Origin of the sequence: Allobosea sp. RCC_152_1 (genome assembly GCF_041360765.1) — a bacterium.
In the GTDB taxonomy this organism is placed as follows: domain Bacteria; phylum Pseudomonadota; class Alphaproteobacteria; order Rhizobiales; family Beijerinckiaceae; genus Allobosea; species Allobosea spartocytisi.
The window spans coordinates 250,883-264,463 of record NZ_JBFUPU010000004.1 but is presented as its reverse complement, the minus strand read 5'-3'; the positions used below and the strand labels follow the sequence as shown (position 1 = coordinate 264,463).

Here is a 13,581-nt window from a genome sequence, read left to right as displayed (position 1 = left end):
TCCTTGCCGCTTGTCCATGCGCGCTGCGGTTGCGCGGGTTTTGGGATCGTTTCGGTTGTTCGCAGGGCTTTGGCCCCGCGCTCAACCCCTCTCATGTAGTGCGGATGGCGGGGCTGCGGTACCCCCGAAGGCCGGAAGGTCGGCTTCGAAGATGTCGCGGGGCCAGTCGATCCGGATCGAGGCGCCGCTCTCCGGCGCCGGCCGGTTCGAGAATTCGATCGAGGCGCCGCCGCGTTCGAGCAGCGTCTTGGCGATGAAGAGCCCGAGGCCGAGCCCGCCGCCGGCGCGGTTCTCCGCAGTCCCGCGCGAGAGATAGGGCTCGCCCGCCCGCATCAGCACGTCGGGCGGAAAGCCCGGCCCGTCATCGGCGATGGTCAGCGTGACATGGCTTGCGGTCCAGGATGCACGGATCGTCACGGCCGCGCGCGCGAAATCGACGGCGTTGTCGACGATGTTGCCGAGGCCGTAGATCATGCCGGGATTGCGTCGGCAGACCGGCTCCGGCTTCTCGCCTTGCATGGTGATCTCGAAGGGCACGCCGAAGGGTCGCTGCGGCCCGGCCGTTTCCTCGATCAGCAGGCGCAGCGTCAGCCTGTCGAGCGGGCCGGCATCTTCGTCCTGCAGGCTGGAGAGCTTGGCGAGGATGCCGCGGCAACGCTCGACCTGCTCGCGCAGCAGCGCGATGTCCTCCGCCATCTCCCCGTCGGGCGGGGCGAGGCGCGTCAGCTCGCGGGCGACGAGCGCGATGGTGCCGAGCGGCGTGCCGAGCTCATGCGCGGCAGCGGCGGCGAGCCCGTCGAGCTGCGAGAGATGCTGCTCGCGCGCCAGCACGAGCTCGGTCGCCGCCAGCGCATCGGAGAGGTCGCGCGCCTCCTTGGCGACGCGCCAGGCATAGATGCCGGTGAAGGCGAGGCCCAGCACCAGCGCGGCCCAGTTCCCGAGCTGGTAATAGGGCGGCAGGGTCGGCCGGTCCGGCCCGGCCCAGGGCAAGGGCAGGTGGAAGCGGCTGAGCACGGTCGCCAGCGCCGCGGCGAGCAGGCCGAGCACCAGCGTGCGCTGCGGCGGCAAGGCGGTCGCCGAGATCAGCACCGGCGCCAGGAAGAGGATGGCGAAGGGGTTCTGCAGCCCGCCGGTCAGGTAGAGCAGCGCCGCGAGCTGGACGATGTCGAAGGCCAGCAGCGCGGTTGCCGGGGCGTCCCTCAGCCGGTGGCTCAGCGGAAAACGCACGCGCAGCGCGATGTTGAGCCAGGCCGAGATCGCGATGACGCCGAAGCACCAGCCGAAGGGCAGGAGGAAGCCGAGGCCGAAATGGACGCCCGCCACGGCGACGCTCTGCCCGGCGATGGCGAGCCAGCGCAGGCGCACCAGCGTGTCGAGCCGCAGGTGCCGGTTGGAGCGCATCAGGGCAGGCGTCGTCAGGTCGGAGGCCGTCACTGTTCCAGAACCTTGCCCAAGACCTTGCCCAAAATCTCGCCTAAGACCGCGTTCGACACCCCGTTCAACACCTTGCGATTGCTGCCGTCCTGGCTCCGTCCGCGCCGCTGCGGAGCGAGGTTCCTGCCATTGGCCATCCACATGTCAGAGAATCTTAGCCTTTAGCCGGGTTGAATGAGAACAAAATCAACGTAAGGTGCGTTGTTGCGACGCATCATCGTTTTGCTGCGCCGCCGGAAGGACGTCGAAATCGCATGTACGGGGCCGCCATGTCGTTTGCCTATCATGCCTATGAAGCGGTTCACATGCTGGTGAGCCCGATGCGCGGCGTCTCGGACGCGATGCAATTGGCGTTCAAGAACCCCGCCAATCCGCTGACCTATACGCCGATGGGCCGCAGCGTCGCTGCGTCCTGCGAATTGTTCGAGCGCATGACCCGCCGCTACGGCAAGCCGGCCTTCGGCCTCGACGAGACGACGATCAACGGCGTCAAGGTTCCGGTCGAGGAGCGCGTAGTCTGGGAACGGCCCTTCTGCAAGCTCGTCTATTTCGACCGCAAGATTCCCGGCCGCCGCAAGCCCCAGCCCAAGGTGCTGATCGTCGCGCCGATGTCCGGTCACTACGCCACGCTGCTGCGCGGCACGGTCGAGGCCTTCCTGCCCGGCCACGAGGTCTACATCACCGATTGGGCCGATGCCCGCCTCGTGCCGCTCTCGGAAGGCCGCTTCGATCTCGATGACTACATCGATTACGTCATCGACATGGTGCACAAGCTCGGCCCCGACACGCATGTCATGGCGATCTGCCAGCCTTCGGTGCCGGTTATTGCTGCGGTCGCGCGGATGGAGGCCGAGGGCGACAACGGCGCGCCGCGCTCGATGACGCTGATGGGCGGGCCGATCGACACCCGCCGCTCGCCCACCGCGGTCAACCAGCTTGCCATGGAGCGCGGCACCGACTGGTTCCGGCGCAACTGCATCACCACCGTGCCCTTCCCGCATATGGGCGCGTTCCGGCAGGTCTATCCCGGCTTCATGCAGCTGTCGGGCTTCATGGCGATGAATATCGACCGCCACGTCACCGCCCATTACGACATGTTCAAGCATCTCGTTTCCGGCGACGGCGATTCCGCCGAGAAGCACCGGGATTTCTACGACGAGTATCTCGCGGTCATGGATCTGACGGCGGAATTCTACCTGCAGACGGTCGACACCGTTTTCGTCAAGCACGCCTTGCCGAAGGGCGAGATGATGCATCGCGACAAGCCGGTCGACCTCACGGCCGTCCGCCGCGTCGCGCTGATGACCGTCGAAGGCGAGCTGGACGACATCTCCGGCGTCGGCCAGACCAAGGCGGCGCATGATCTCTGCGTCAATATTCCCGACGCGAAGCGGGTCCACTATCTCCAGCCCAAGGTCGGCCATTACGGCGTCTTCAACGGCTCGCGCTTCCGTGCCGAGATCCAGCCGCGCATCTCCGATTTCATGGTCAGCCTCGACATGGAGGCCGCCAAGGACCGCCGCGACGAGAGCGCTGGCGAGCAGCGCAAGGCGTTGAAGATCGCGGGCTGAGCCTTCCCGGCTGACGGAGGCTGCGGCGCGCAGCCTCTTCCGCATCGCCCGCGAATCCCGCACAATCACCGCGCATGCGCATCTCCCTGTTCAAGCGCCAGCCCGACCCGGACCGCATCGACGTGGTCCATGCCGGTCAGCGTTTTCCCGTGCTGGTGAAGCGGCGCGCCAATGCGCGGCGCATGACCCTGCGCGTCTCGCAGGCGACGGGCGAGGTCACCCTGACCTTGCCCGAGCGGGCCGATTTCGCCGCCGGCCGGGCGTTCGCCGAGAATCATGGCGGCTGGATCGCGGCCCGCATCGCCAAGCGCCCCCTCGCCGTGCCTTTCGAACCCGGGCAGGTGATTCCGCTGCGCGGCGTGCCGCATCGCATTGTCCACTGGTCGAAGGCGCGGGGCGTGACGCAGGCGACGACGGACAGGGATGGCGCGCCGATCGTCGCGGTGGCGGGCGAGGGCGCCCATGTCCCGCGCCGGGTCAAGGATTTCCTCAGGCGCCTCGCGCTCGAGGATCTCGAGAAGGCGGTGCGCCGCCACACCGCCAATCTCGGCATCCCCGCTCGCAAGATCACGATTCGCGACACAACGAGTCGCTGGGGTTCCTGCTCCGCGCAGGGGCATCTGAATTTTTCCTGGCGGCTGATCCTCGCCCCGGCCTTCGTGCTCGACTATCTCGCCGCCCATGAGGTCGCCCATCTCAAGGAGATGAACCACTCGCACCGCTTCTGGGCGCTGACGCACAAGCTCTGCCCGCGCACGGAGGAGGCCGAGGCCTGGCTGAAGCGCCATGGGGCGGGGCTGCACGGCTTCGGTTGAGGCGTCGCGGGCAGGCTTCGCCAGCCCTGTTTCCGCCGTTAACCACTTTCTGAAAATTGTGCCCGCACACTGGGCGTCGATTCGCCTTCAGTGTGAGTATGCTTATGGGCCAGGTCATCGCGTTCCGTCGTCCGCCGCAGCCCGCCCCGGTCGGGCAGCCCGTCCTGGGCCTGTTGTCGGCGGTTGATTTCGCTCTGCGCGACCTCGCCGAGATCATGCCCCACATCGCCCTCGATTCCGCCCGCCAGCAGGCCGAAGCCTGCCGCGCCATGCTGGCCGAAGCGTTCGACGCCGAGATCGAGGCCGAGCTCGGCAACTGAACCATCGCTGCATGGCGCCCCGGCCTCCGTGAGGCTTGCCGGGGCGTCAGAATTGTCGAACCTCTGATGGAAAGAGCCGGCCGAATCGCCGGCTGGCCGTGGGAGGTTTGCGGATGTTCCTGAGCAACAGCGACATGGTCGATCTGGTCGATCTCAGGCATCGGCTGCATCGCCGGCCCGAGATCTCCGGCGAGGAACGCGAGACCGCCGCCACCATCGTCGCCTTCATCGAGCCGACGCAGCCGGACCGCATCGTCACGGGCCTCGGCGGCCACGGCGTCGCGGCGATCTACGAGGGCGCCGAGCCCGGACCGACGGTGATGATCCGCGCCGAGCTCGACGCGCTGCCGATCGAGGAACTCTCCAGCAGCGACCACCGCTCGGAAATCCCCGGCAAGGGCCATCTCTGCGGCCATGACGGCCATATGACCATCCTGGCCGGGCTGGCGCGCGGGCTCCACCGCAATCCGCCCAGGCGCGGCCGCGCCATCCTGCTGTTCCAGCCGGCGGAGGAGACCGGCGCAGGAGCGGCTGCCGTCATCGCCGATCCGAAATTCGCCGCGATCGCCCCCGATTACGCTTTTTCCCTGCATAACCGCCCGGGCGTGCCGGTCGGCCATGCCCGCATCTCGGAAGGCGCGGCGAACTGCGCCTCGCGGGGCATCAGGATCGTGCTCACCGGCGAAACCTCGCATGCCTCGACGCCGGAGCATGGCCGCTCGCCCGCGCCGGCCATCGCGACGCTGATCCCCGCCTTGACGGCGCTTGGGCCGGGCGGCCCGCTCGACGAGTATTTCCGTCTGGTCACCGTCACCCATGTTGAAATCGGCGAGCCGGCCTTTGGCATCGCGCCCGGCCATGGCGAGCTCTGGGCGACGCTTCGCACCGTCAACGACGCGCAGATGGGCGCGCTCTGCGCGGCGGCGGAAGCGCTGGCGCGCGAGGCGGCGGAGGCGAGCCGGCTGACGGTCGAGATGAGCTATCACGACATCTTCCACCATTGCGAGAACGAGCCGGAGGCCGTGGCCATGCTGCGCCGGGCGATGGACGAGGAGAACGTCCCGCACGGGCCGACCAAGCCGTCGCGTGGCTCGGAGGATTTCGGCCTGTTCGGCCGTGGTGCGAAATCGGCGATGTTCCTGCTCGGTTCGGGCGATACTGCCCATCTGCACAATCCGGATTTCGACTTCCCGGACGACGCCATCGGCACCGGTGCGCGCGTCTTCATGCGGGCGCTACGCAATCTCCTCGGCGAAGCGCAGCCGGCCTGAGTCATGGCAGCGCATTGGACAGAGGCCGCCGCGCGCGCGGCCGACATCGCCGCCGCCTGGGACCGGGAAGTCGGGCCGGGTGGCGCCGTCGTGCTCTTCGACCGCGACGGGGTTCGCGAGGCGTTTGCCGGCGGGTTCGCCAGCATCGAGCACGGCCTGGCCTTCACGCCCGCCACGCCGAACCGCTTCGCCTCGATCAGCAAGCATGTGCTGGCCGTGGCGCTGCTGCGCGAGGGCGTTCCGCTCGACGCCCCGCTCGGCCGCTGGCTGCCCGAACTGCCGGAGCCCTTGGCTGAGGTCGAGCTTGGCCGCGCGCTCGACATGACCGGCGGCCTGCCGGACATGATGGAAGCCTTCTGGCAGCAAGGCGCGCCCTACACGGCGACCTTGAGCGCCGACGAGATCTACGCGCTCGCCTGCCGTTTCCCGTCATTGAGTGCGCCACCCGGCACCGAGATGGCCTATTCCAACACGGGCTGGAGGCTGGGGCAGCGCATCCTCGAAAAGCTGACCGGCAAGCCCTATGGCGAGACCGTCGCGGCGCTGTCGGGCGAATTCGGGCTCTCCTTCCGCCTGCCCTATGACGGAGTCGAGATCGTGCCCGGCCTCGCCACCGGCTATTGGCGCGATGGCGCGGCCTGGCGGCGTGGCCATTACGGCTTCCATTTCTCCGCTTCCGGTGGCATCGCCGGCTCGGCCGCCGACCTCGCCGGCTGGTTTTCGGCTCTGCTCGCCGGCCGCGGTCCTCTCGCCGGCATGCGGGAGCGGCTGACGGCGCCGCGCCATTTCGGGGATGGCAGCGAGAGCGTCTACCGGCTCGGGCTGGTCTGCAGCCGTCTCGGCGGCATCGACATCATCGGCCATGGCGGCTCCCTGCCGGGCTATCGCAACCATGCCCTGATGGCGCCCGCGCTCGGCGTCGGCGTGGTCGTGCTGACCAATCGCGAGGAGGAGGCGCTCTGGCCGGCGCTGACGGTGCTGGCGGCCTTGCTCGGAGAGCCGCTGCCCACTGCGGCAGAGGCTCCCACGGGGCTCTTCGCGAGCGAGGAGGGCCCGTTCTGGGCCGAGCTGACCGCCGATTCGATCAGCTTCATGGGCGGTTATGAGCGCCTCGTCGCCGATGGCGAGGGCGGCCTGCGCAGCCTGCCGGCCTATCTCGACATCCGCCTGCGGCGGGAAGGGGCGGACGGCCTCGCCGGCCTGATCGGCGGCGTCCGGCGTTCGCTGCGGCGCGTGCCGGCCGACACGCCGCTCGACGCGCGATTGATCGGCCGCTGGCGCGATCCGCATTTCGGCACGGAGATCGCGATCCGGCCGGATGGCGCCGCGCTATGGCCCTGGCCGGCCGGCGGCACGGCGACCCGGCTGACGCCGCTGCCCAACGGCCGGGCGCTGGCCGATCTCGCGCACGGACCCTGGCGGGCGCGACCTTGCCTCTGGCTCGACAGTACCGGCGGTTTGCGGGTGGCCGGCCACCGGGCGAGGATCTTGCAGATGGAGCGTGTCGGCTAGGCGCTCCTGAGGGGGAGGCGCCGGCCTGACGAAGACTGGAGGAGGTTCCCATGCGTCTACCCCGCCTTGCAACGGCTCTCGCCCTGGCGGCGACGGCCCTGCTGCCCCTTGCCGCCCGGGCACAGACGCAGCCGGCGCCGAACCGCGTGCTGCGCGTCGCGCCGCATGCCGACCTCAAGACGCTCGATCCGGTCGCGGCCTCCATCGTCATCACCCGCATGCACGGGCTGATGATCTACGAGACGCTCTTCGCCTGGGATTCGAACCTCCTGCCCAAGCCGCAGATGGTCGAGAGTTTCGAGACCTCGCCGGACAAGCTGACCTGGTCGTTCACCCTGCGCCCCGGCCTCAAATTCCACGATGGCCAGCCGGTGACGACGAAGGACGTCATCGCCTCGCTCGCGCGCTGGATGAAGCGCGACACCATCGGCGGCAAGCTCGCCGAATACACCGAAGGCATGGAGGCGGTCGACGCCAGGACCTTCAAGCTGAAGCTCAAGCGCCCGCTCGCGCTGGTGCCCTTCGCGCTCGGCTCCGCTGTCGGCCAGATCCCGGTGATCATGCGCGAGGCCGATGCCAAGAGCGACCCGATGAAGCCGATCACCGAGGCGATCGGCTCAGGCCCCTTCACCTTCAATCGCGCGGAATGGCGCAGCGGCTCGAAGATCGTCTATGATCGCAACCCCGATTACCTGCCGCGCTCCGAGCCGGCCGACGGGCTCGCGGGCGGGCGGGTCGTCAAGGTCGATCGCGTCGAATGGCTGATCATGCCGGATGCCGCGACCGCCGCGGCCGCGCTCCAGACCGGCGAGATCGACATCTGGGAGCAGCCGAGCCAGGACCTGATCCCGACGATCACTTCCAATCGCGACGTCAAGGTCGAGCGTTATTCCAACCTCGCCAATCAGGTGATGCTGCGGCCGAACCATCTCTATCCGCCCTTCGACAATCCCAAGGCCCGGCTCGCGCTCGCCTATGCCACGGACCAGGCCGATTTCCTCGCCGCCGGCTTCGGTGACGAGGAATGGTGGAAGCGCTGCAACGCCTATTTCGTCTGCGGCAGCCCGAACGGCACCGAAATCGGGACTGAAGCCTATGCCAAGCCCGATCTTGAGAAGGCGCGCCAGCTCCTCAAGGAAAGCGGCTACAAGGGCGAGAAGCTGGTGCTCTCGACCAGCAATGACATCGCGCCGATCGGCCGCATGGCCGAGGTCGCGGCCGATTCGCTGAAGAAGGTCGGCTTCAATGTCGAGGTCCAGTTCGCCGATTGGGGCGCCGTCACCACCCGCCAGCAGAACAAGAGCCCGCCGGATCAGGGCGGCTGGAACCTCTTCGTCACCTATGCCTCCGGCGCGACCATGCAGTCGCCGCTGACCAATATCGGCACCAACATGGCCTGCGAGCGCGCCTGGGCCGGCTGGCCTTGCGATGCCGAGGCCGAGAAGCTGCGCGGCGCCTTCGTCGATGCGCCCGACGATGCCAGCCGGCAGCTTGCGCTCGAGGCGCTGCACAAGCGGCTGGCGGAGGTGCAGCCTTACCGCGTGCTCGGGCAGTTCGATCAGCCCTATGCTCGCCGCAGCAATATCAGCGGTGTGCTGGCGGCGCCGGTCATGCTGTTCTGGAACATCGAGAAGAAGTGAGGCCGGATTTTATTCTGGCGCGCGTGTCGGAATGAAATGCGGCGCGGCCCGCCAGACGAAATCGCGGCTTTCGCCGGGTGCGAGCTTGAGCACGCCCGGCTTGTCCGCGAATTCGCCCTGCCAGCCGATCGGGCTCGCCATGCTGAACCACGGCTCGATGCAAAGGAAGGGCGCGCCCGTCGGCTTCGACCAGATGCCGAGGTCCTTGTAGCCTTCCCAGCTCACGCTCAGTGCCCGGACCTCGCGCCCGGCTTCGTCGAGAGCGGCGAAACGTACGGCGTGATTGGCGACATCCGCAATGACGATGGCGTCATTGGCGAAAAGCCCCTCGGTCAGTTCGAGCTCCCGCCCGGCGAAGGGCAGCGGCAGCGCCGGGCCGAGCAAGCCACCCGCGACGCCGAGGCCGGGGCCGGGTTCGGCTTGCGGGAAGGTCAGCCTGTGCCGCTCCTTCGGAACGCCCTCGGCCAGGGGCCAGAGGAAAGCCGGGTGGGCGCCGACGCCGCAGATCAATGCGGTCTGCGCTGGATTCGTGACATGCGTCGTCACCGACAGCGCGCCATCGGCGATCTCGTAGATCATCCGCAGCACGAAGCGGAACGGATAGATTGCGAGCGTCGCCTCGCTCTCCCGCAATTCCAGCACGGCGCGGCTTTCGCTGCGCTCGACCCATGCGAACAGGCTGTCGCGGGCGAAGCCGTGCTGAGTCAGGCGGTAGGCGCGGCCCTGATGGATCAGCGTGTCCTCCGCCAATCGTCCGACGATGGGAAAGAGCACCGGTGCATGGCGCGGCCATTCCGGCCCGCCATGCCAGAGCAGCGGGCCATCCGCATCCGAAAACGCGACGACTTCACCGCCTTGCGCGCGGATCGTCGCCTTCAGCCCGCCGGAGGCGATCTCATGGGTGTCGCTCATGGTTCTTCTCCGCCGGCGGCCTGTCCCTGTCGATAAGGCAATCGCCGGCCGCTGGGAATCCGTATGGCCGCACAGGCGCTGCGCGAGGCCCAGCCTTGCCGGCAGGCCGCTTGCCGAAGCCGGGCCTTTCGGGCGATCTGGCGGCGCGGGGCCGTCGAAGCCATCGCGAGCCATGCCTGAGCAGGACCGGCCATGCCCTTCACCATCGACCATATCGTCATCGCCGTCGCCGATCTCGACCAGGCGACGCGGGATTATGAAGCGCTGGGCTTCACGGTTCTTCCCGGCGGCGAGCATCCGCGCGGCTCGCGCAATGCGCTCGTGGTGCTGGCGGATGGCGCCTATCTTGAGATCATTGCCTTCCCGACCCCGGTTCCGGATTTCCGCTGGTGGGAAGTGTTCCGGGCGGCCGGCCCCGGCTTCGTCGACTACGCCCTGCTTCCGGATGATTTCGAAGCGGACATCGCGCGCCAGCGTGCCGCCGGCATCGAGCTGGAGGGCCCGATCGACGGCAGCCGGCTCCAGCCCGACGGCAGCCGCATCGCCTGGCGTTCGGCGCGCCCGCTGGAGCCGGACATCCCGTTTCTGGTCGAGGACACCACCCCGCGCCATCTGCGTGTGCCGGAAGGGGCGCCGCGCATCCATGCCAACGGTGTGACCGGCGTGGCGGCCGTAACCGTGGCCGTGCGCGATTTGGCTGCCGCGACGGCGCGCTACCGCGCCTTGCTCAGGCAGGAGCCTGTCGCGGTCGGCACCGTGCCGGGGCTCGGTTTCGGCCTCGCGCAGTTCCGCATCGGCGAGCAGATATTGTCCATCGTCGCGCCCCGCGACGCAGGCCAGGCGCCTTCGTCGCATCTGGCGGCGCGCGGCCAGGGCATCTGCGCGCTGTCCTTCTTCGGGGCCGAGGACATCGCGCTTGACCGGCGGGCGAGCCATGGCGCGCCGCTGGAGATCGTGCGGCGCCGGCGGTCATGATCTGGTCACGCGCATCGGCGACAAGGGTGCGTTTACATTCGAATCATTCTATTTATTCAATAAAAACAACGACTTGAACGAATCGCGCTGCTCACCTATGTCTCCTTCCGCTGAAGGAATCGACGGAGGGAAGTGCCAGCATGACCGGCATCACCGAAGCAGATGTCGCGGCCGTCATCGGCCGAATCGACGAGATCATCATGCGGGAAGTGGTCCGCACCGGCGCGAGCCGGCCGGAACTGCGCCGCGCATTCGCCCTGGCCAAAGGGCCGGCCGATTTCTCCACCCATACCGCCTTGCCGGCGCGCATGCGGCGCCTTGTCGACCTGCTCGCCGTCGCCTTGCCCGAGCAGGGGCCGCCGCCGCCCCATCGTCCCGCGGCGATGCGGGGCATCGACCGTGCCGCCTGATCTGTCGGACGGCGAGGTGCTCGAAGCGGCAGGGCGCGACATCCGCGAGGCGATGATGGCGGCGTTCTGCGCCGCGCTGCAGGGGACCCGGCTGCCGCCCCTGGCGCTGGTCGAGCTGACGGCGGAGGCGCTGGGATCGATCTACAGGGAGGTGGCGGATGCTCATTGCGGCAATCGGCCGTGCCCTTGTGGCTGGCAGCCATGTCCTGCGGCGGATCTGGAGGCGCTTGAGGGGGCGCTGAAGCGCGGCGCGGCGCTGTCGCGGCATCCCGACCTCGCGCGGATGGCGGTGGCCGGCCGGGCCTGATCTCGCATTTCGGGCCGGGCTCATGGTAAGTCGCTGCGAGCCTTCGGAGCAGCATGCGCAACATCCTCGTCATCGGCATCGGAGCCGGCAATCCCGACCACGTCACGATCGAGGCGATCGAAGCGCTCAACCGCGCCGATGTGCTGTTCATTCCCGACAAGGGCGAGGAGAAGGCGGCGCTGCGCCACCTGCGCGAGGCCATTTGCGCGCGTTTCATCCGCAAGCCCGGCTATCGCAGCGTGCCGGTTACCATTCCAAGGCGGGCCGAAGCCGGCGACGACTACCAGGGCGTGGTCGACGATTGGCATGCGCGCATCGCGGCCAGCTACCGGGGCTTGTTCGAGAGCGAACTGGCCGAGGGCGAGACCGGCGCGCTGCTCGTCTGGGGCGATCCGGCGCTCTACGACTCGACGCTGCGCATCATGGAGCGGGTCGCCGCTTCCGGCCTTGATCTCGACTGGCAGGTCTATCCCGGCATCAGCAGCGTCCAGGTGCTGGCTGCCCGCCACCGCATTCCGTTGAACACCATTGGCGCGCCGATCCTGATCACGACCGGCCGGCGGCTGGCCGCCGGCTTCCCCGTCGATCAGGACAGCGTCGTGGTGATGCTCGACGGGGAACAGGCCTTCGCCAAGATCGCTCCCGACGGGCTCGACATCTTCTGGGGGGCCTATCTCGGCACGGCCGACGAGATCCTGCTCGCCGGGCCGCTCGCGCAGACCCTTGCCGAAATCACCCGTGTCAGGGCCGAGGCCCGCGCCCGCCATGGCTGGATCATGGACACCTATCTGCTGCGCCGTCGCGTCGCGGCTTGACGGACGCGCCCTCATCCGCCATCGCTCCGGCCGTCCTTCAAGCGCCGGAGCCGTGTCCCATGTCCCTCGCCGATCTCGCCGCCACCATCGACGCCGCCTGGGAGAACCGGGCCGAGATCGGCATCTCGACCAAGGGCGCCGTGCGCGAGGCGGTCGAGCGGGCGATCGAGATGCTCGATGCGGGCGAGGCCCGCGTCGCGGAAAAGCAAGGCGCGGATTGGATCGTCCATCAGTGGCTGAAGAAGGCGGTGCTGCTCTCCTTCCGCCTCACCGACAACGTGATCATCGCCAACGGCCCGGGCGAGGGCGTGTTCTGGGACAAGGTGCCGTCGAAGTTCGAGGGCTGGGGCGAGAACCGCTTCCGCGCCGCCGGCTTCCGGGTCGTGCCGCCGGCCGCCGCGCGCAAGGGCTCCTACATCGCGCCGAACGTCGTGCTGATGCCGTCCTTCGTGAACATCGGCGCCTATGTCGACAGCGGCACCATGGTCGACACCTGGGCGACGGTCGGTTCCTGCGCCCAGATCGGCAAGAATGTGCATCTCTCGGGCGGCGTCGGCATCGGCGGCGTGCTCGAGCCGCTGCAGGCCAACCCGACCATCATCGAGGACAACTGCTTCATCGGCGCCCGCTCCGAGGTCGTCGAGGGCGTGATCGTCGGCGAGGGCTCGGTGCTCTCGATGGGCGTCTTCATCTCGGCCTCGACCAAGATCGTCGACCGCGCCACCGGCCAGGTCCATATCGGCAAGGTGCCGCCCTATTCGGTGGTCGTGCCGGGCTCGCTGCCGGGCAAGCCCTTCCCTGACGGCACGCCGGGCCCGGCACTGTCCTGCGCCGTCATCGTCAAGACGGTCGACGCGCAGACGCGCTCCAAGACCGGCATCAACGAGCTGCTCAGGGACTGAGAACGCGTACCGTCATTCTCGGGCGAAGCGCAGCTTCGACCCGGGAATCTCCGGCAGGAGATGCTCGGGTCGAGCCCGAGCATGACGGGAGGGTGATCGCTCAGCCCACGGGCGAGGGAGCGCCGGTTCCCTGCGGCGCCGGCGCGGCGTCGGCTGCCGGCGGCATGGTCGCGTGGGCATCGGCCAGCGCGTCGCGCAGCTTCTGCTCCTGCGAGCGGTCGAGGGAGGTCTTGAGAACGGTGCCGCCGGTGCCGCGGATCGCCTCCAGCACCTTGTCGCCGGTCACCTTCTTGACCAGCACGAACAGCGCCGCATTGCCGGGCTGCAGGCTGCCGGCGAGGTCCTTCATGAACTTGTCGTCGATGCCGTAATCGGTCAGCGCGCCGCCGAGTGCGCCGGAAGCCGCGCCGAGCGCGGCGCCGAAGAGCGGCATCAGGAAGATCGCGCCGATCAGCAGCCCCCAGAACGAGCCGGAGACCGCGCCGAGCGCCGTGGTGTTGAGCAGCTGGTTGAGCTTCACCTTGCCGCCTTCATGCATCACCGCGATGGCGGCGTCGCCGATCTCGATCAGATATTCCTTCTGCAGGCCGATGAGCTTCTGGCGCATCTCCTCGGCGCGGGCCTCGGTCGGATAGACGATGACGACGAGATCGGACATGGCGGCGCTCCTGCTGCAAAGGCGGTGAGCCTGCCTCGG

Annotated in this window: 15 protein-coding genes; 11 read left to right on the top strand and 4 right to left on the bottom strand. The window is 68.5% G+C overall.

All coding sequences use genetic code 11. The features are described 5' to 3' along the window. Nucleotides 1-81 precede the first annotated feature (81 nt). Both AB6806_RS15950 and AB6806_RS15945 read right to left on the bottom strand, forming a co-directional pair. A complete protein-coding gene (locus AB6806_RS15950; protein ID WP_038365158.1) occupies nucleotides 82-1,401 on the bottom strand; it encodes an ActS/PrrB/RegB family redox-sensitive histidine kinase in 1,320 nt (439 codons plus the stop codon). 29 nt (nucleotides 1,402-1,430) lie between these two features. After that, nucleotides 1,431-1,577: a hypothetical protein gene (locus AB6806_RS15945; RefSeq protein ID WP_185747972.1), complete on the bottom strand. Its 147-nt coding sequence runs from the start codon at nucleotides 1,575-1,577 to the stop codon at nucleotides 1,431-1,433. Between the two features lie 126 nt (nucleotides 1,578-1,703). On the opposite strand from AB6806_RS15945, the gene AB6806_RS15940 reads away from it, so the two are divergent. From AB6806_RS15940 to AB6806_RS15915, 6 genes are all read left to right on the top strand, one after another. Further along, nucleotides 1,704-3,005, top strand: coding sequence for a polyhydroxyalkanoate depolymerase (locus AB6806_RS15940; RefSeq protein ID WP_081925507.1), 1,302 nt, complete (start codon nucleotides 1,704-1,706; stop codon nucleotides 3,003-3,005). A 74-nt stretch (nucleotides 3,006-3,079) separates the two neighbouring features. After that, on the top strand, nucleotides 3,080-3,820 hold the full coding sequence (locus AB6806_RS15935; RefSeq protein WP_038364621.1) for a M48 family metallopeptidase: 741 nt from the start codon (nucleotides 3,080-3,082) through the stop codon (nucleotides 3,818-3,820). Nucleotides 3,821-3,924: 104 nt separating this feature from the next. Further along, nucleotides 3,925-4,140: a hypothetical protein gene (locus tag AB6806_RS15930; RefSeq protein WP_112765190.1), complete on the top strand. Its 216-nt coding sequence runs from the start codon at nucleotides 3,925-3,927 to the stop codon at nucleotides 4,138-4,140. A gap of 113 nt (nucleotides 4,141-4,253) precedes the next feature. Then, on the top strand, nucleotides 4,254-5,411 hold the full coding sequence (locus AB6806_RS15925; protein ID WP_370954916.1) for an amidohydrolase: 1,158 nt from the start codon (nucleotides 4,254-4,256) through the stop codon (nucleotides 5,409-5,411). A gap of 3 nt (nucleotides 5,412-5,414) precedes the next feature. After that, nucleotides 5,415-6,923: a serine hydrolase domain-containing protein gene (locus AB6806_RS15920; RefSeq protein ID WP_370954915.1), complete on the top strand. Its 1,509-nt coding sequence runs from the start codon at nucleotides 5,415-5,417 to the stop codon at nucleotides 6,921-6,923. 50 nt (nucleotides 6,924-6,973) lie between these two features. Further along, nucleotides 6,974-8,563 carry an ABC transporter substrate-binding protein gene (locus AB6806_RS15915; RefSeq protein WP_370954914.1) on the top strand — a complete coding sequence of 530 codons (1,590 nt, stop codon included), beginning with the start codon at nucleotides 6,974-6,976 and terminating at the stop codon, nucleotides 8,561-8,563. A 9-nt stretch (nucleotides 8,564-8,572) separates the two neighbouring features. Here AB6806_RS15915 and AB6806_RS15910 read toward each other — a convergent pair whose 3' ends face one another. Continuing rightward, nucleotides 8,573-9,475, bottom strand: coding sequence for an aldose 1-epimerase family protein (locus AB6806_RS15910; RefSeq protein WP_370954913.1), 903 nt, complete (start codon nucleotides 9,473-9,475; stop codon nucleotides 8,573-8,575). A gap of 192 nt (nucleotides 9,476-9,667) precedes the next feature. Between AB6806_RS15910 and AB6806_RS15905 the strand changes: the two genes are divergently transcribed. From AB6806_RS15905 to dapD, 5 genes are all read left to right on the top strand, one after another. After that, a complete protein-coding gene (locus AB6806_RS15905; RefSeq protein WP_113253751.1) occupies nucleotides 9,668-10,450 on the top strand; it encodes a VOC family protein in 783 nt (260 codons plus the stop codon). A 140-nt stretch (nucleotides 10,451-10,590) separates the two neighbouring features. Beyond that, on the top strand, nucleotides 10,591-10,860 hold the full coding sequence (locus AB6806_RS15900; protein ID WP_038364612.1) for a hypothetical protein: 270 nt from the start codon (nucleotides 10,591-10,593) through the stop codon (nucleotides 10,858-10,860). Next, a complete protein-coding gene (locus tag AB6806_RS15895; RefSeq protein WP_370954912.1) occupies nucleotides 10,850-11,167 on the top strand; it encodes a hypothetical protein in 318 nt (105 codons plus the stop codon). Before AB6806_RS15900 ends, AB6806_RS15895 begins: the two co-directional genes overlap by 11 nt. A 53-nt stretch (nucleotides 11,168-11,220) precedes the next feature. Next, nucleotides 11,221-11,982 carry a precorrin-6A synthase (deacetylating) gene (cobF, locus tag AB6806_RS15890; protein WP_370954911.1) on the top strand — a complete coding sequence of 254 codons (762 nt, stop codon included), beginning with the start codon at nucleotides 11,221-11,223 and terminating at the stop codon, nucleotides 11,980-11,982. A 59-nt stretch (nucleotides 11,983-12,041) separates the two neighbouring features. Continuing rightward, complete coding sequence (gene dapD / locus AB6806_RS15885) at nucleotides 12,042-12,884, top strand: 2,3,4,5-tetrahydropyridine-2,6-dicarboxylate N-succinyltransferase (protein WP_370954910.1); 843 nt, start codon at nucleotides 12,042-12,044, stop codon at nucleotides 12,882-12,884. Nucleotides 12,885-12,984: 100 nt separating this feature from the next. Here dapD and AB6806_RS15880 read toward each other — a convergent pair whose 3' ends face one another. Then, a complete protein-coding gene (locus AB6806_RS15880) occupies nucleotides 12,985-13,542 on the bottom strand; it encodes a DUF1269 domain-containing protein (RefSeq protein WP_370954909.1) in 558 nt (185 codons plus the stop codon). Between the last annotated feature and the right edge of the window lie 39 nt (nucleotides 13,543-13,581).